General features: G+C 49.0%; 15 protein-coding genes. 13 read left to right on the top strand and 2 right to left on the bottom strand.

The window, feature by feature from the left end; translation table 11 throughout:
• Window positions 1-180: 180 nt before the first annotated feature.
• Complete coding sequence (locus QCB44_RS10645) at window positions 181-909, bottom strand: SIMPL domain-containing protein (protein ID WP_279409941.1); 729 nt, start codon at window positions 907-909, stop codon at window positions 181-183.
• A 208-nt stretch (window positions 910-1117) separates the two neighbouring features.
• On the opposite strand from QCB44_RS10645, the gene QCB44_RS10640 reads away from it, so the two are divergent.
• From QCB44_RS10640 to QCB44_RS10615, 6 genes are all read left to right on the top strand, one after another.
• Complete coding sequence (locus QCB44_RS10640; RefSeq protein ID WP_279409940.1) at window positions 1118-2512, top strand: MFS transporter; 1395 nt, start codon at window positions 1118-1120, stop codon at window positions 2510-2512.
• 47 nt (window positions 2513-2559) lie between these two features.
• A complete protein-coding gene (ssb, locus tag QCB44_RS10635) occupies window positions 2560-3207 on the top strand; it encodes a single-stranded DNA-binding protein (RefSeq protein ID WP_279409939.1) in 648 nt (215 codons plus the stop codon).
• A 206-nt stretch (window positions 3208-3413) separates the two neighbouring features.
• The gene (locus QCB44_RS10630; protein WP_279409938.1) at window positions 3414-4079 is read left to right on the top strand and encodes an ABC transporter ATP-binding protein; all 666 of its coding nucleotides are present in this window, start codon (window positions 3414-3416) and stop codon (window positions 4077-4079) included.
• Window positions 4080-4112: 33 nt separating this feature from the next.
• Complete coding sequence (locus QCB44_RS10625; RefSeq protein WP_279409937.1) at window positions 4113-5156, top strand: extracellular solute-binding protein; 1044 nt, start codon at window positions 4113-4115, stop codon at window positions 5154-5156.
• A gap of 58 nt (window positions 5157-5214) precedes the next feature.
• Window positions 5215-6801 (top strand): iron ABC transporter permease, encoded by a 1587-nt coding sequence (locus tag QCB44_RS10620; RefSeq protein WP_279409936.1) that lies wholly within the window; start codon window positions 5215-5217, stop codon window positions 6799-6801.
• Window positions 6802-6887: 86 nt separating this feature from the next.
• The gene (locus QCB44_RS10615; protein ID WP_279409935.1) at window positions 6888-7481 is read left to right on the top strand and encodes a hypothetical protein; all 594 of its coding nucleotides are present in this window, start codon (window positions 6888-6890) and stop codon (window positions 7479-7481) included.
• Between the two features lie 73 nt (window positions 7482-7554).
• On the opposite strand, the gene ispB is transcribed toward QCB44_RS10615, so the two are convergent.
• Window positions 7555-8520: an octaprenyl diphosphate synthase gene (ispB, locus tag QCB44_RS10610; protein ID WP_279409934.1), complete on the bottom strand. Its 966-nt coding sequence runs from the start codon at window positions 8518-8520 to the stop codon at window positions 7555-7557.
• A gap of 312 nt (window positions 8521-8832) precedes the next feature.
• Here ispB and rplU point away from each other — a divergent pair, with 312 nt between their 5' ends.
• The 7 genes from rplU to QCB44_RS10575 all read left to right on the top strand — a co-directional run bounded on the left by rplU (window position 8833) and on the right by QCB44_RS10575 (window position 16756).
• Entirely contained in the window at window positions 8833-9147 is a 315-nt protein-coding gene (rplU, locus tag QCB44_RS10605; protein ID WP_279409933.1) for a 50S ribosomal protein L21, read from the top strand.
• A gap of 86 nt (window positions 9148-9233) precedes the next feature.
• Complete coding sequence (gene rpmA, locus QCB44_RS10600; RefSeq protein ID WP_279409932.1) at window positions 9234-9491, top strand: 50S ribosomal protein L27; 258 nt, start codon at window positions 9234-9236, stop codon at window positions 9489-9491.
• 162 nt (window positions 9492-9653) lie between these two features.
• The gene (cgtA, locus tag QCB44_RS10595) at window positions 9654-10739 is read left to right on the top strand and encodes an Obg family GTPase CgtA (RefSeq protein WP_279409931.1); all 1086 of its coding nucleotides are present in this window, start codon (window positions 9654-9656) and stop codon (window positions 10737-10739) included.
• 18 nt (window positions 10740-10757) lie between these two features.
• Window positions 10758-11882, top strand: a complete 1125-nt coding sequence (gene proB, locus QCB44_RS10590; RefSeq protein WP_279409930.1) for a glutamate 5-kinase — start codon at window positions 10758-10760, stop codon at window positions 11880-11882.
• Window positions 11883-12172: 290 nt separating this feature from the next.
• Window positions 12173-12463 (top strand): co-chaperone GroES, encoded by a 291-nt coding sequence (locus QCB44_RS10585; protein WP_279409929.1) that lies wholly within the window; start codon window positions 12173-12175, stop codon window positions 12461-12463.
• Between the two features lie 48 nt (window positions 12464-12511).
• On the top strand, window positions 12512-14143 hold the full coding sequence (groL, locus tag QCB44_RS10580; RefSeq protein ID WP_279409928.1) for a chaperonin GroEL: 1632 nt from the start codon (window positions 12512-12514) through the stop codon (window positions 14141-14143).
• Between the two features lie 324 nt (window positions 14144-14467).
• A complete protein-coding gene (locus QCB44_RS10575) occupies window positions 14468-16756 on the top strand; it encodes a PKD domain-containing protein (protein ID WP_279409927.1) in 2289 nt (762 codons plus the stop codon).
• Window positions 16757-16869: the final 113 nt, after the last annotated feature.

The raw sequence follows: 16869 nt of genomic DNA, 5'->3' as shown, positions 1-16869 counted from the left end.
ACCATTATAACAAGAATTTGCATAGCAATAACCGCCTGAAAATACGCAGGGCGAAGCGGTTTAGAAAGTAATGGCGGGGAATTCTGAACAGGCCTGTTCAGTTTATAGGCGGTGGTTTGATGCGGTCGTGAGTCAAAAAAAGATTTAAACACTGAGCAGGCCTGGTCAGGGGAGATTGGATTAAGGAGGCGTGGGCAGAGCCAGTTCGCCTTCTACCACGACTGTAATGGTGCTTTCACCGCCTTCCATCACCGGTGGGGCGGAGGCCGTTTCCGCATAGCTGCGCGCCAGCATTGGCTGGCGTGGGATATTGTTGGCGCCAAAGTGAATGCGGGTGTCCACAAATCGGTATTGACTGGTGGCAAAACTTTCGGCAATGCGTTTGGCTTGCTGTTGATAGTGTTGCAGGGCTTTCGATATCAGCTGCTGACGTACTTGTTGCTGACGCGCGTCCGACACGCGAAAATGCAGAGATTGATAGCTCAGGTGCGGTTCGACGTTTTCCAGCAGAGTGGGCAGGCCTGGTAAGTTTTGTGTGGTCAGTGTCAGCGATTGCTGGCCTTTCCAGTGGGTAATGATTCGCTGTTTGTTGTGTACCGGGTAGACCTGATAAGAGGAGGTCTGGGTGACGACCTCATCATTTAAACGCAGTGATTTGATGGCCGCCTGCATCTGTTGGTTGATCTGCTGCATCACCGATTGGGCGTTGGGGCCTTGGGCGATGGCTTGCAGGGTGATGTCGGCGGTATTGTTGGCTACTTTTTGACTGTTGCTGATGGAAAAGTGGACGCGGTGTTCATCCGTGTCAGCCTCCTCCGGTTGCGGGCTGGCGTGCGCGGAGAAGCTGATGAGCAGCAAAGCCAATAAACTGTAGAACAAGTTGGGTCGAAAGTGAGTGGTGGTTTTCATATCCCCTCCCCTTGAAGCGTGTGAGCTGGAATGTGGATTATCGCTGTTTGTAGCTGTCTCAATTATAGCCAGTTGAGTGTGCAGCAATGGTATAATTGCTGACTTTATTTGCCGAGCGAAATCGGCTTCATGATGATCTCCGTCTAATCGCCCTTGGTGGTGCATTAACGGGATGACTGTCTAATCTTCATTGATTCGGGATATTGAAATGTCTGTACCTTCTCCGGTGTCCATGAACGCAATCGAAAAACGCGCGGCTTTTTCCGTTGCCGGCATCTTTTCAACTCGCATGCTCGGCTTGTTTATGATCTTCCCCGTCTTCGCGCTGTTTGCCGAAGCAGAGTTTGATCAGGTAACGGGGCTGCAAATCGGGATTGCGATCGGTATTTATGGATTGACCCAAGCACTATTACAGATTCCATACGGCATGCTGTCCGATAAATATGGGCGCAAGCCGCTGATTATTGTCGGCATGCTGGTATTTATGGTCGGTTCCGTGGTGTGCGCGCTTGCCGATTCGATTGAGATGATGATTGTAGGTCGAGCCTTGCAGGGGATGGGCGCGGTAGCGGCGGTACTGATGGCCTCTGTGGCTGACTTGGTCAGTGAACGTTTCCGCTTGCGAGCTATGTCGATTGTGGGGATGACCATTGGTTTGTCATTTACCTTGTCCCTGATTGCCGGGCCGTTGCTGGCCAGTTGGTTCGGCGTCCGCGGCATCTTCTGGGTGACGGCACTGTTGGCTTTGATCGGGATTGTGCTGGTGGTGTTCGCTCTGCCCAAAATTGAGAATCAGGTGTTTCAGCGCGAGGCGGAAACCGATCCGAGCCAATTCGGCGCTATTTTACGTAACCCGCAACTGTTGCGTCTGGATCTCGGCGTGTTCATTTTGCATGCCACCTTGACCGCGATGTTTGTGGTCTTGCCACTGGCATTGCGTGACGGAGCCGGACTTGATAGTTTAAGTCATTGGGAGATTTATCTGCCGGTCATGTTGCTGTCGTTTGCCTTAATGGTGCCGTTTATTATTCAGGCCGAAAGCCGTGGGCGCATGAAGCCGGTTTTTGTCGGTGCGATCGCCACGATTACCTTGATGCAGATCGGCTTTATGAATTTTCATGAAAGTTTCTGGTCATTGTTTATTCTGCTGCTGATTTTCTTTACCGCTTTTAATTTGCTAGAAGCCTCGTTGCCTTCTTTGGTGGTGAAGTTAGCACCTGCGGACAAGAAGGGAACGGCCAGCGGAGTCTATTCCACCAGCCAGTTTTTAGGCGCTGCTTTGGGTGGTGTTTTAGGTGGATATTTTTACCAGCATTATGGTTATAATGGGGTCTTTATCTTTACGGCATTGATCGGTGTTGTTTGGTTACTGGCTGCGGCAACGATGCAAAAACCATTGCCGCTCAGTATTGCCTCCGTACCGGTTGGCCCGGTACAGCAAAATGAAGTGGCCGACTTGGAAAAACAGTTGCTGGCTTATGATGGTATCTATGAAGTTGTCATTCTGCCGGAAGAGGAGCGCGCCTACTTTAAGGTAGATCGTAAGCTCCTTAATGAAGAGGCTCTGATTGGTTATATTGAGCAGAGTCGAAACAATGCCTAAAAGAGTGTATTGAAGAATTTGTAATTATTTTAAGAGACGAAAACGGTATGCGTGGTGTAAACAAGGTCATTTTAGTAGGAACTCTGGGAAGAGATCCGGAAGTCAAATATTCTGCAAACGGTAATGCGATTGCCAACTTGAGTGTGGCGACCAGTGAGCAGTGGACCGATAAGGCGACTGGACAAAAGCAGGAAAAGACCGAATGGCACCGTGTTGTGATGTTTGGCAAGTTAGCCGAAGTGGCCGGACAATACCTGACCAAAGGCTCTCAGGTGTATCTGGAAGGTAAATTGCAAACGCGCAAATGGCAGGATCAAAATACCGGTCAAGACAGATACAGTACGGAAGTCGTTCTGGACGGTTTTAGTGGCACTATGCAGATGTTAGGCGGCCGTTCCGGTGGTGGTGATGCCGCCTTTGATAATAGCGGTTTCAACCAGACGGCGCCAGCCAATCCGATGGGTGGCATGAATGCGGGCATGGGACAGTCCACTCCACAAGCGCCACAGCAAGGTATGGGGGGCATGAATGTGGCTCCACAAAGCCAGGCGGCGCCGGGTCATCAAGGCGGCATGAGCGGTTCGTTTAACCAGGGTGGTCAGCAAAATAGAGGCGGCGCAATGGGGCAGCCTCAGCAGCAACCGGCGCCAGCCTATGTGCCTAATGATTTTGACGACGACGATGTGCCGTTCTGAGTCTTACAATAAATAATATTGTTGATAAAAAAACATGAAAAGCCCCAATAGATGGGGCTTTTTTATGTCTACGGTGGTATGGTTTGTTCTTATGTAAATAAGAATAATTATCTTTTATGTTGAAATTACTATTGAATCGGTATACCATGCGCCTTATAAAAGTTAAATGATAATAATTCTGATTGACTCTAATATGGAAGAAAATTGTGTTAGCGGTTAAAGATTTATCCATTTCGCTGGGCGAACGCCAAGTGCTACAAAACTTTGTCATGGAAATGCCCAGAGGGGAGATTGTTGCGCTGCTTGGGCAGAGTGGCAGCGGTAAAACGACGGTTCTGAGAGCGATTGCCGGTCTGCAGTGTGCACAATCAGGAGAGGTCCATCTTAATCAAACTTGCGTGCTTTGCCAGGGGGAATGCCTAGTGCCTCCGCAAAAAAGAGGCATCGGTATGGTGTTTCAGGATTATGCGCTGTTTCCGCATATGACGGTGGAACAGAATATTCTGTTTGGCATTTCATCATGGGGTAAGGCGGAACGTCAGCAGCGTTTGGCTGAGTTGATGGAGTTGATTCGCCTGCCGCAGGAGATGGTAAAACGGTATCCGCATGAGCTTTCTGGAGGTCAGCAGCAACGTGTGGCCCTGGCCCGTGCACTCGCACCGCGTCCCGGTTTGATATTGTTGGATGAACCTTTTTCAAGTTTGGATGCGGATACGCGTTACGCTTTGGTGGTCGAGATGCGAGAAGTTCTGAAATCCGAAGGCGTGTCGGCCATTTTAGTGACTCATGACCTGAGAGAAGCGGATTTGATGGCGGATCGTATTGGGACTATGCAGTCTGGAGCAGTGCAAAGCTGGCAGGCGGTTCATTAGGCGTTGAATTGAAAGGCAAGAAGAGGGCATAAAGTGAAATTAAAGCAGTGGTTCTCCGGTATATTAAGCGCGCTATTTATGTGGAGTGCGGCTTCCGTGATGAGTTTAAGTGCACTTGCTGTATCGGCTCAAGCGGCCGATGAGCCTGAGGTTGTGGTATACAGTTCGCGTAAGGAGCATTTGATTAAACCGGTTTTTGATGCCTTTACCAAAGAAACCGGTATTAAGGTTTCCTATTTAACCGGCAAAGACAATGCGTTAATTGAACGAGTTAAAGCGGAAGGCCGTGCAACGCCGGCGGATGTGTTGATGACGGTAGATGCGGGTAATCTGTGGTATGCGGCATCACAAGACTTGTTTCAGCCGATTCAAACTCAGCAGGTTGCTAAAGCCATTCCGGCGCATTTACGTGATCCTCAAGGGTTATGGACAGGCCTGTCGATTCGTGCCCGAACGATTGTGTATAGCACGGAACGGGTGAAGCCGGATGAATTGTCCTCTTATGAAGCATTAGCAGAGCCTCAATGGAAAGGGCGTTTGTGTTTGCGCACGGCAAAAAAAGTGTATACCAAGTCACTGGTATCTGCATTATTGGCTCACAATGGTCAGGATAAAACCGAACAGATGGTAAAAGGCTGGGTGAGTAATTTGGCGTCAGCCCCTATGGCAAAAGATTCGCATATCATGGATGCTATTTTGGCGGGACAGTGCGATGTCGGTTTGGTAAACACCTATTACTTTGGGCGCTTGCAGGAAAAGCAACCGGACGTGGCACTGAAGCTATTTTGGGCGAACCAGAACAGTACCGGAACCCACGTGAATGTCTCCGGTGCAGGAGTTTTAAAACATGCCAAGCATCCAGAGCTGGCGAATAAGCTATTGAGTTGGCTGGTGAGTGAACAAGCGCAAGGCCTGTTTGCCTCTCTAAATAAAGAGTATCCGGCGAATCCAGAGGTGCCAGCGGATCCTTTGGTTGCCAAATGGGGTCGTTTTAAGCAGGATGACCTGAACCTGCAAAAGGTGGGAGCCCTGCAAGCCGATGCGGTTAGATTGATGCAACGTATGGGATATCGCTAAGTATTGGAGCGTTATGGGCTATTTGCAAACTTTTAATGTTGGTTTCATTGTTATTTAGATGAACCGAAGTCGTCTTGTTCTGCTATTTTGGGCCGTGGTTCTGGCCGCCCCTATCTTCGTGGTGAGCCTGTCCTGGCTGACGCCTCAATGGTCTCTGTTACAGCACTTTGTTGATACGCTATTAAGCGATATGCTGGTCAACACGCTGGTGCTACTTGTCGGCGTGGCGGTGGGAGCCGGCATATTGGGAACCGGTTTGGCCTGGTTAGTGACCTTGTGCGATTTTCCCGGACGCCGTTGGTTTGAGTGGTTATTTTTCCTGCCTTTCGTGTTGCCAGCCTATGTTGTGGCCTTCGTCTACTTGGGTCTGTTTGATTTTGCCGGTCCGATTCAGTCTTTCTTGCGTGAGATGACAAGTTTTAAAGGCATTGATGTTCGTACCGGTTCCGCCAGTGTTATCTTGGTTTTTACCCTGGTGTTTTATCCCTATGTTTATATGCTGGCGCGAATTGGCTTTCAGTCGCAGCGCTATACCTTTATTGAGGCCGGGCAAACATTAGGCGCTTCCTCGTTCAAGATTTTCTGGAAAGTGAGTTTGCCCTTGGCGCGGCCGAGTATTGTGGCTGGCATCACTCTGGCGCTGATGGAAACCTTGTCTGATTTCGGAGTTGTTTCAATTTTTAATTACGACACCTTCACCACGGTCATCTATTCCGCGTGGGAGGATTATCGTAGCGTTGAGGTGGCGGCGCAGGTGGCCAGCTTGCTGGTACTGTTCAGTTTTCTGCTGATTTTTGCGGAACGATACAGTCGGGGGCGAGCTAAGTTTTATACCGACCAGTGTCTGGTGGAACCGCCGTATCGTCTGAAAGGGTGGCAAGCGCTCTTAGCCTCGGTTGTCAGCATTCTGGTGGTGACGCTGGCTTTTGCGTTGCCGGTGACCCAGTTGTTGATTTGGGCGTGGCAAAACTTTGCTGTGGAGTGGGGCGGTCACTATTGGAATCTGATCTGGAATTCATTGTTGTTGGGCGTGATGGCGGCGGTGATGGCGGTTGCCGTCGCCCTGCTGTTACTGTCGATCAAGTACCGGAAGCGAGAGCGCTCCAGAACCGATTCTTTGCTGTTAGGGGTGGCGAGTATGGGGTATGCGCTTCCTGGGTCGGTGATGGCGATCGGCCTCCTGTTCGTATTTATGATGATCGATCGCGGTATGCAGCACTGGTTTGGTATCGAGGCCCTACTGCTGGTATCGGGCGGCCTGGGAGTTTTGCTTTATGCCTATTTAAGCCGTTTTATTGCGGTGGCCTTGGGGCCTGTCGAAGGGGCCTTTGAAAGCGTTCAGCCGAGCTATGTCGAGGCGGCCCAGACAATGGGAGCGGGCCGGTTTACGATTTTTCGGCGCGTTTACTTGCCATTGGTTCTTCCCGGTGCAGCGGTGGCGTTTTTGATGGTGGCGGTGGATGTGATGAAGGAGTTGCCGGCCACCTATCTTTTGCGCCCGTATGGCTGGGATACTTTGGCCATTCAAGTGTATGAACTGGCGGCTGAAGGGCTTTATGAACGTGCAGCCTTGCCTTCTTTGGCATTGATTGCCATCAGTTTGCTGATTCTTTGGGGCGTCAAGCGCATTGAATATCGCCGTTGATGTTGTGCTGCGGTACCTTAAATTTTTATCAATTCGGGCTTTAAAAAACGTCTGAATGGCCGATACCCTGTTCAGAGGTAGTAAAAATGAAAGACGCCAACCAGATTACACCAGCGGTTAAATACTTTTTTAAACAGCTTGAGAAACGTTCAGACATGCTCAAGAGAGAGCGTGAGCGTCAGGAGCTGGCCACCAGGGAAGTTCCGTTTGAAGAAGTAGAAAGTTTTATACGGCGTATAAAAACGCAGAATATTTTTATTCATACGGTCGGGTTGAGCGGACGGCCTGAGTCAACGATTTTGGCTAAAGCCATTTTTAGTATGAATAAGGTCGTGCGAATTTATTACAGCACCAGTTTTGATGAAAGTGATGGTGGCTTTATTCGTATAGAGCCCCGTCACGATCTGCAAACCATTATCGTTGAGCGTGTCCATGGTATGCGTGCCAAACCGGAAGTGCTGTACCAGTCTTATGATGAGTGTCATGTAATCCGTTTTTTGGTGCGCTGGCTGCTTAGACGCATCGATTGGCAAAAAACCCATCTGCATAATCTGGAATTGTATAAGGTCTACTCGGAGCAAGAGCGTCAGGTCGCGATGGAAAAGTTAGCGGCAGAAGAAGCTGAAAAGCAAGAGCAGCAAAAAGAACAGGCCAAGCAGAAGTTGAAAACCAAGTTTTGATCAGATCTGCTCGCAACTTGGAGGATTTCGGACAACGGCTCTTTAACGAGTAACAGAAATTGTGACTCGGCAATCAGTGATTGCGTTTGACCGCCAAGTCCGCCAAAGCGCAAAGCGCCGTTTTAATTTGACTCTCTTCAAGCTCTTTCAAGGCGTCTTTGGCTTTATCGGCTTCCTGCTGTGCCATCTGCTGGGTGTATTCCAAGGCGCCTGAATTTTGGATGATCTGCGTGACTTCTTTGAGTAACTTGATACCATCGCTCTCAATGGCGCGGCGAACAATTGCTTTATCCGCCTCGCTGCCGTTCTCCAGAACGTAAATCAACGGCAGCGTCGGTTTGCCTTCCGCCAAGTCATCTCCAAGATTTTTGCCCAGTTCGGCTTCATCGGCCATATAATCCAAAGCATCGTCGATCAGTTGGAAAGCGGCTCCTAGGTGGCGTCCATAGGTGATAAACGCCTCTTCCAGTTGCGGTTTGTTGGCCAAGATGGGCCCCATCTGCGTGGCGGCCTCAAACAGCTTGGCGGTTTTACGATGGATGACTTCCATATAGCGCGCTTCGCTGGTGTCGGCATCGTGGCAGTTCAAAAGTTGTAACACTTCTCCAGCCGCAATGACATTGGTGGCTTCAGACATCACTTCCATGATACGCATCAGCCCCGGTTCGACCATCATTTCAAAAGAACGCGAGTAGAGGAAGTCACCGACTAAAACGCTCGCCGCATTGCCCCAGACTTCATTCGCGGTTTTGTTGCCACGGCGGGTGTCGGATTCATCAACCACATCGTCATGCAACAGGGTGGAGGTGTGGATAAATTCAATGACGGCCGCCATTAGGCGGTGGTCTGTCCCCTGGTAATCGCAGGCTTTAGCGCTGAGCAGAACCAGCAACGGGCGAAGACGTTTGCCGCCGCTGTTAATAATATAGTGTCCAATCTGATTGATGAGAACCACGTCTGAAGCCAGGCGTTCCAGAATCAGGGCGTCGGTTGCCTGAATGTCGTCCAGAATAAGATTACGAATTTCCGATAAAGTCATAGTTCGCCACGTGCCAAAGACGTATCCGTTCAGTTGAAAGCGCCTATTCTAGTATGATTTGCTTGAGGGTGCCAGTGTTTGCAAGGGTTTTGAGTCTGTTGGTGTTAAGGGGTTGATTTACGGTTTTTTTCTTGTGTTATTGGGAGTTTGCTCAGATATAATAGGCGCGGGCTTGACGAAGTGGATAGGCCTGTTGGAATTTGTTGAAAAATTGCGCGAAATTATTTTGACCTCAGTTTTAAAAAACTATATAATTCCGCCTTTGCCGAAGTTGACGGCTAGTAAAAGAATTTTGAATCCGGGAGAAGTTCCATGTACGCGGTAATTAAAACCGGTGGTAAGCAATATCGAGTTCGTGAAGGTCAAGTGCTACGCATTGAATCATTGAATGCAGAAGCAGGCGATTCTGTTGAGTTCGACGAAGTATTGATGGTTGGTGAAGGCGCTGATATCAAAGTTGGTACGCCTGTTGTTGAAGGTGCGAAAGTAACAGCGACTGTTGAATCAAACGGTCGTGGTAAAAAAGTTACCATCATCAAGTTCCGTCGTCGTAAGAACCGATCAAAGACTAAGCAAGGCCACCGCCAAAACTATACAGAAGTTAAGATCGGTAAGATCTCAGCTTAATACTGTAAAAGCTTAAGTTTCGATGAATTAAAAAAACGGCGCTGTTTCTGAGTAGGGAGCAGAACCGTTAAAAAGAGGACTATACCATGGCTCATAAGAAGGCTGCAGGTAGTACTAAAAACGGTCGCGATTCCAACGCCAAACGCTTAGGTGTTAAGCGTTTTGGTGGTGAGATGGTTTCTGCGGGAAGCATCATCGTTCGTCAGCGTGGTACCAAGTTCCACGCGGGTGTGAACGTTGGTCGTGGTAAGGACGATACTTTATTTGCTAAAGCAGACGGTCAAGTTGCTTTCGTATCTAAAGGTAAGCCAGTACGTACCTATGTAACAATCGTAACTGAATAATTTTATTCATTCAGAAACATTGTTGAAAACGCCCCGCTCCGTCGGGGCGTTTTTTTTGCATACGATTTTTATCGTTGCTTTTATTTTGGCGATATATCAACGCCTGATGATAGAATTTTGATTTTAACGGTCTGTTCGAGTGACAGTTGTGAGGAAGTTTTCATGCAGTTTGTAGATGAAGCACCTATTCATGTAGAGGCGGGAAGAGGCGGTAATGGCGTGGTCAGTTTTCGCCGCGAAAAATACATTCCGTTCGGAGGCCCTAACGGCGGTGACGGTGGTGATGGTGGTAGTGTTTATCTGCAAGCCGATCGGAACCTGAACACGCTGGTCGATTTCCGTTACAACAAGCGTTTTAAAGCGCAAAATGGCCAAGCCGGTATGGGGCAGCAAAAAACCGGTGCCGCTGGTGAGGATTTGGTGATCCTGGTGCCAGTGGGCACGGTGGTCACTGATACGGATACCCGCGAGCTGATCGGCGATTTGACTGAACACGGTCAAAAATTGCTGGTGGCGCAAGGCGGCCGTCACGGTTTGGGGAATACCCACTTCAAAAGCAGTCGTAACCGTACCCCAAGGCAGTGCACACCAGGAGAGGATGGCGATGAGCGTAACCTGATGCTGGAATTGAAAGTTCTGGCCGATGTTGGGTTGCTTGGTCTGCCAAATGCCGGTAAATCAAGCTTGATTTCAGCGGTTTCGGCCGCCCGACCAAAAGTGGCCAATTATCCATTTACGACGCTCTATCCAAATTTAGGCGTGGTCAGTGTGTCGCCAGAAACCAGTTTTGTGATGGCCGACATTCCCGGTCTGATCGAGGGGGCGGCAGAAGGCGCAGGGCTGGGAATCAAGTTTTTAAAACACTTGTCCCGTACCGGCCTACTGTTGCATGTGGTCGACATTGCGCCGATGGATGAATCCGACCCGGTAGAAGCCATTCGTGTTATTGAGCAGGAGCTGGAAAAATACAGTGACGAATTGGCGGGCAAAGAACGTTGGTTGGTGCTGAATAAAATTGATTTGCTGTTGGAGGAGGAAGCGGACGAAGTGTGCGAGCGCATCCTTACTGAAATCCAATGGCAGGGACCGGTATATCGTATCTCAGCCGCTGAGCGCAAGGGAACGGAAAAGCTGGTCAATGATATCGCCTATGCGTTGGAGCGCAATCGACAAGCGTTGTTCGAAGAGCAGGATATGGCTGAAAAAGCGGCGCAGCGCGTCACAGTTGAAGAAGATTTCGATTTTTAACAGGCCTGGTTAAAAAAGATGGAACGTTCACAATTAAAGCAGACCAAACGTTGGGTGGTGAAAATCGGCAGTGCTTTGCTGACGAATGATGGGCAAGGCTTGAACATTGAGGCTATGAAGAAGTGGGTGGCGCAAATTGTTGACCTGCGTCAGCAAGGGGTGGAAGTGGTTATTGTGTCATCCGGTTCGGTTGCGGAAGGGATGCAGCGTTTAGGTTGGCAAAGCCGCCCGTCGGCACTGCATGAGTTGCAAGCGGCTGCAGCCGTTGGGCAGATGGGGTTGGTTCAGGCTTATGAGTCAGAGTTTGCCCGTTATGATATTCATACCGCGCAGATTTTGATGACGCATGATGATCTGTCGAACCGTAAGCGTTACCTGAACATTAAAAGCACCGTTCAGACCTTGCTTTCGTATGGCGTGGTCCCGGTGATTAACGAAAATGATACCGTGGTCACGGATGAAATTCGTTTCGGCGATAATGATACCTTGGCCGCATTAACGGCGAATCTGATCGGAGCCGATGTGTTGGTGATTCTGACCGATCAGCAAGGGCTGTATGATGATAATCCGCGCGAGAACCCAAATGCCAAATTGATTTCCAAGGCGCAGGTCAGTCGTAAGGATATTGAAGCGATGGCCAGTCCGACTGGTGGTGCGCTTGGAAAGGGCGGGATGTACACCAAGGTCATGGCGGCCAAGCGTGCGGCGCGTTCTGGGACGGCCACATTGATCGCCTCTGGGCGTGAAGAGTCGATCTTACCCAAGCTGTTTTCCGGAGAATCCTATGGTACCTTGTTGATTCCGGATTTGGAGCCGTTAACCGCTCGTCAGCAATGGTTGGCCGGACATTTGCAGGCCAAGGGTAAATTGGTTTTGGACGAAGGTGCTGTTGAGGTGTTAAAAAATTCCGGCAAAAGCCTGTTGCCGATTGGCGTTAAACAGGTGCAAGGCACATTTCAGCGTGGAGAAATGGTGGTTTGTTACGATCAGAGTGGCAATGAGGTGGCACGTGGCCTAGCCAATTATTCCATTCATGAAGCGCACAAAATCATCGGCCTGCCGAGTCATCAAATTGAATCCATTTTGGGTTATGTGGATGATGAGTCCTTAATTCATCGTGATAATTTGGTGCTGAGCGAATAACGAGCGGGTACTGCTCAAATGCAAAAAAGATGGCTCTTATGCCATCTTTTTTTATATGTACCCTTGAATTCGAATTAATCGTCTCCATATGAGTTGACAGAAGTCACAAGATGACTAAAATTTTCTTAGCACTCTCAAGAGGTGAGTGCTAAAACAAAACAATTTGGCCGCCGGAATTTCCGGTCTGTGAGTGCCATAAACGACGATGCAAGATAAGCCATCGGAATTATTTTGCATCGGCGGAATCTTTTATGTAACTACTTTTTATTTTGGACTTTTAGGAGAAACCTATGAACATTAAACCTTTACAAGACCGCGTTGTGATTCGCCGTGTTGAAGAGAAGAAAGAATCGGCGGGTGGTATTTTGCTACCGGGTTCAGCTCAAGAACAGCAAAATATGGGTGAAGTGGTTGCCGTTGGTCCGGGGAAAGCGTCGGATTCAGGTAACATCGTTGCCATGACGGTAAAAGTGGGCGATAAGGTGATGTTTGGCCAATACTCTGGGCAAGAAGTCAAAGATGATAACGGTGAAGCGCTGTTGATTATGCGTGAAGATGACATCGTTGCAATCGTTGAATAATAAGGTTTAACTGAAACGTTTTAACAAGATTAATAAGGAATTACAAAGATGGCAAAAGACGTCAAATTTGGTTTAGATGCTCGTGAAAAAATGGTGGAAGGGATTAATATCCTGGCAGACGCAGTGAAAGTGACTTTGGGGCCTAAAGGTCGTAATGTTGTGCTGGAAAAGTCATTTGGTGCGCCAACCGTCACGAAAGATGGTGTATCGGTTGCACGTGAAATTGAACTGGAAGACAAGTTCATGAACATGGGTGCCCAAATGGTTAAAGAAGTTTCTTCGCAAACCAATGATGTGGCGGGTGACGGTACCACAACGGCAACGGTTCTGGCGCAAGCGATCGTTCGTGAAGGGATGAAGTCGGTTGCGGCGGGTATGAACCCAATGGATCTGAACCGTGGTATTCACAAAGCGGTAGACGCGGTGGTTGAAGAGATCAAAAAAATGGCTAAGCCTTGTGACACCAAAGCGTCGTGGGCGCAGGTAGGAACCATCTCTGCGAACTCTGATTCAAAAGTCGGTGCGATGATCGCTGAAGCGATGGAAAAAGTGTCAACCGAAGGTGTGATCACTGTTGAAGAAGGTTCTTCTTTAGAAGATGAATTGGTTGTGGTTGAAGGTATGGAGTTCGACCGTGGTTACCTTTCTCCATATTTTGTGACCAATCAGGACAAAATGGTGGCTGAGTTGGAAAACCCATTCATTTTGCTTCACGACAAGAAAATTTCTAACATTCGTGATCTGTTGCCAACTTTGGAAGCCGTTTCTAAAACCGGTCGTCCGTTGTTGATTATTGCAGAAGATGTTGACGGTGAAGCCTTGGCGACTCTGGTGATCAACAATATGCGCGGAATCGTTAAAGTTGCCGCGGTTAAAGCGCCAGGATTCGGTGAGCGTCGTAAAGCGATGTTGCAAGATATGGCGATTTTGACTGGCGGTACCGTTATTTCTGAAGAAGTGGGTCTAGGCCTGGATGCGATTACTTTGGAAATGTTGGGTGAAACCAAGTCTGCTGTGATTGGTAAAGATTCAACGAAGTTGATCGACGGTGCCGGTTCAAAAGAAGACATCGACGGTCGTTGTGCAATGATCAAGTCTCAGTTAGAAACAACGACTTCCGAGTATGATAAAGAGAAGCTTCAAGAGCGTTTAGCAAAACTTTCAGGCGGTGTGGCCGTTCTGAAATTGGGTGCAGCGACTGAAGTGGAAATGAAAGAGAAGAAAGACCGTGTTGATGATGCCCTGCATGCAACGCGTGCTGCCGTTCAGGAAGGGATTGTTCCTGGTGGTGGTGTTGCTCTGGTACGTGCAAAATCACAAATCAATGTTGAAGGTGATAACGACGATCAAAACGTCGGTATCCAAATTGCGTTGCGCGCCATGGAAGAACCAATGCGTCAGATCGCAGCAAACTGTGGTTTAGAAGGTTCTGTGATTGTCAGCAAGGTGATGGAAGGCGAAGGTAACTTCGGTTTCGATGCCAACAAGGAAGAGTACGTTGATATGCTTGAAGCAGGGATCATTGATCCGGCTAAAGTAACCCGTTCTGCACTTCAGAATGCAGCGTCTGTTGCCGGTCTGGTTTTAACAACGGGTGCAGCAATTGCTGATCTTCCTTCTAAAGGTGGTGACGATGCCGGTGCAGCCGCAGGAATGGGCGGTATGGGCGGAATGATGTAATTTTCTCGCTTTGGAAAATTACAGCATCGATCTATATTGCTGATAAAAAGCCCGCTTACGCGGGCTTTTTTAGTTTTATGCTTTCGTGTATTCAACCCGCCATATGGCGGGTTGTGCGTTTTTAGGAATGATCAAGAGCGGTTGGCAGAGAAGGGGGTGATTAATTTCTTTTATAATCAATTGCCTAGTGAGTTTTCGGCTTGTGTTTGGGGTGGGTTCGCGTTACGATCAATTTAATGCAGGTGATTAATGATGCTGGAAATTGGAAGTGAACAACCCTCATTAATCACAAAATGGGTTGCGCGTCATTGAGGAGAGTTGCATATGTCTGCCCCTGTTAAAGCGATTATGTTATCTGGGTTGTTAGTCGGCGCGTTGGCAGTACCGATGGCCATGGCGGATCAAATACGTCCGGGAACCGTTCTGTATAAGCCAAAAGAGGATGCAGCCCCATCTGAATTGAAAGGATTGAATGCGCTGCTTAGAAGTCAGGGGCTGTTACAGGAGCGCGTGCTTGAAAATTTGAATCTGCATATTGCTCATTTCGATTCGGTTGGGCGAGAGAAGGCGATCGCTAAACTGCTTGAAACCAGTGGGCTGGTCAAGTTTGCTGAACCGGATTATGAGGTGCCCTTGACGCTGACGCCAGATGATCCCGGGTTCGCTTCGCAGTGGCAGCACAGTGCAATGAATACACCGCAAGCATGGGAGCAAGCCGTGGGACAGGCTTCGGTTCGGGTGGCGGTATGTGATACCGGCGTGGATAGCGATCATGAAGACCTGGCGGCCAATCTGATCTTGCCTGGGTATAACGCGCAAGACGGTTCGACTGATGTGGAAGATGCGCATGGCCACGGTAGCGGTACAATCGGAACTTTGGGCGCGGTGGGTAATAACGGTATCGGCGTGGCGGGTGTGAACTGGAATGTGTCCGTGCTGCCCGTCAGAATCAATATCAGTGATGGCAACAGCTCGGCTTATATTTCTACCATGGCAGAGTGCATTCGTTGGTCTGCGGATCAGGGGGCTCGGGTCGTGAATTTAAGTTATGGTGGGATTCAATATGCCACCATTGATGATGCGGCCCAATATTTACGGGATCGTAATGGTTTGCTGTTTATGTCTGCAGGTAACGATGGCGCCTTGGAGGGTTCTTTCCCGGACTACACTTCTTTTGTGGCAGTGGGCGCAACCGATGAGAATAACGTCAAAGCCGGTTTTTCCAATTATGGTGAGTTTGTCGATGTGGTCGCTCCAGGGGTGAGCTTGTTTACCACTTATAAAGATAATGGCTATGTTTATTACAGTGGAACCTCTTTTTCCTCTCCCGCAGCGGCAGGTGTAGCGGCGCTGATGGTAGCAGCGAACCCTGAAATCAGCGCGGATGAAATCGAAGCAGGCCTGTTCAATACGGCGACCGATTTAGGGGATGAATTGCTTTATGGACACGGTTTGGTGAATGCGCAGGCAGCGGTGGCCTATGCGTTACATTTAAATAGCAATATGGCGCCGGTGGCCAGTTTGAGCAGTTCGGCCGTGACAGGGCCTTTACCTCTTTCTGTCCAGTTTGATGCCAGCGGCTCTTATGATCCAGATGGCCGTATCGTCAGTTATCAATGGGATTTTGGCGATGGCACTCAAACCAGTGGAGTTCAGGTCAGTCATGAATATACCCAGAGCGGCCAGTTTGCCGCAGTGTTGACGGTGACCGACAACAATGGACGTACGGCGACTGATTCGGTCATGATAGAGGTGAGCAATGAGCTGCCGGTCGCGCAACTTGTGGCGACTCCTGTTTCGGGCGATGTGCCATTATTGGTCAATTTTGATGCGTCCGGCTCCTATGATACGGACGGCAGTATCCTCAGTTATGCATGGGATTTTGGCGACGGCACTCGGGCCAGCGGCCAAAATGTACAGCATACCTATCAAACCGGTGGGCAGTTTAATGCGCTGCTGACGGTAACGGATAATGGTGGCGCTCAGGCAACGGATTCAGTTGTGATCAGTGTGAACGATCCGACCCTGTTGGACGCGCCCACGGGTTTAACGGCATCGGTCAATGGTGCGGATGTCACTTTGAGCTGGCAGGATAATAGCGCTAATGAAACCGGTTATGTGGTTGAACGTGCGGCGAAAGTCCGTGGTAAATACGCTTTTGAAACGGTTGCCACCTTGGAACAAAATACGGTTGAATTTGTTGATACGGGTGTGCCTGTCGGTACCTATCAATACCGAATTTATGCCTATAATTCGGCAAAACAGGCCTATTCGGATGCTGTTCAAGTGAAAGTGGAGTCGGCAGTGGCTGAGCCACCACCTCCAGCGCCGGGTGTTTTGACGGCGCCAAGTGATTTGTCCACAGGCTTGAATGGCAGTCAGGTAAGTTTGAGCTGGACCGATAACAGTGACAGTGAAGAAGGCTTTTATATTGAGCGCGGTCTCAAAGAGCGCAATAAAATCGTGTATCAGCGTATCGGTTCGGTTGCAGCGAACAGTACTGGATTTACTGACAATTTGAGCACACCCGGAACCTATTACTATCAAGTGCAGGCTTATCGAAGCGGTGAGGTTTCTGCATACAGCAATAGCAGTGCAGTGCGCTTGCGTTAAGGCTAAGCTTGCTTATACTTTTGAGCCCGCTTATGCGGGCTTTTTTATACGAGCCATTAAGTTCGAAATTTAAAATTTAACAGGCCTGGCGATTAAGGCAAGTTACGGCAAAC

Origin of the sequence: Thiomicrorhabdus sp. zzn3 (assembly GCF_029767755.1) — a bacterium.
Lineage (GTDB): Bacteria > Pseudomonadota > Gammaproteobacteria > Thiomicrospirales > Thiomicrospiraceae > Thiomicrorhabdus.
Note: the sequence above shows the minus strand (reverse complement) of the source record. Positions and strands in the feature narration are given on the sequence as shown.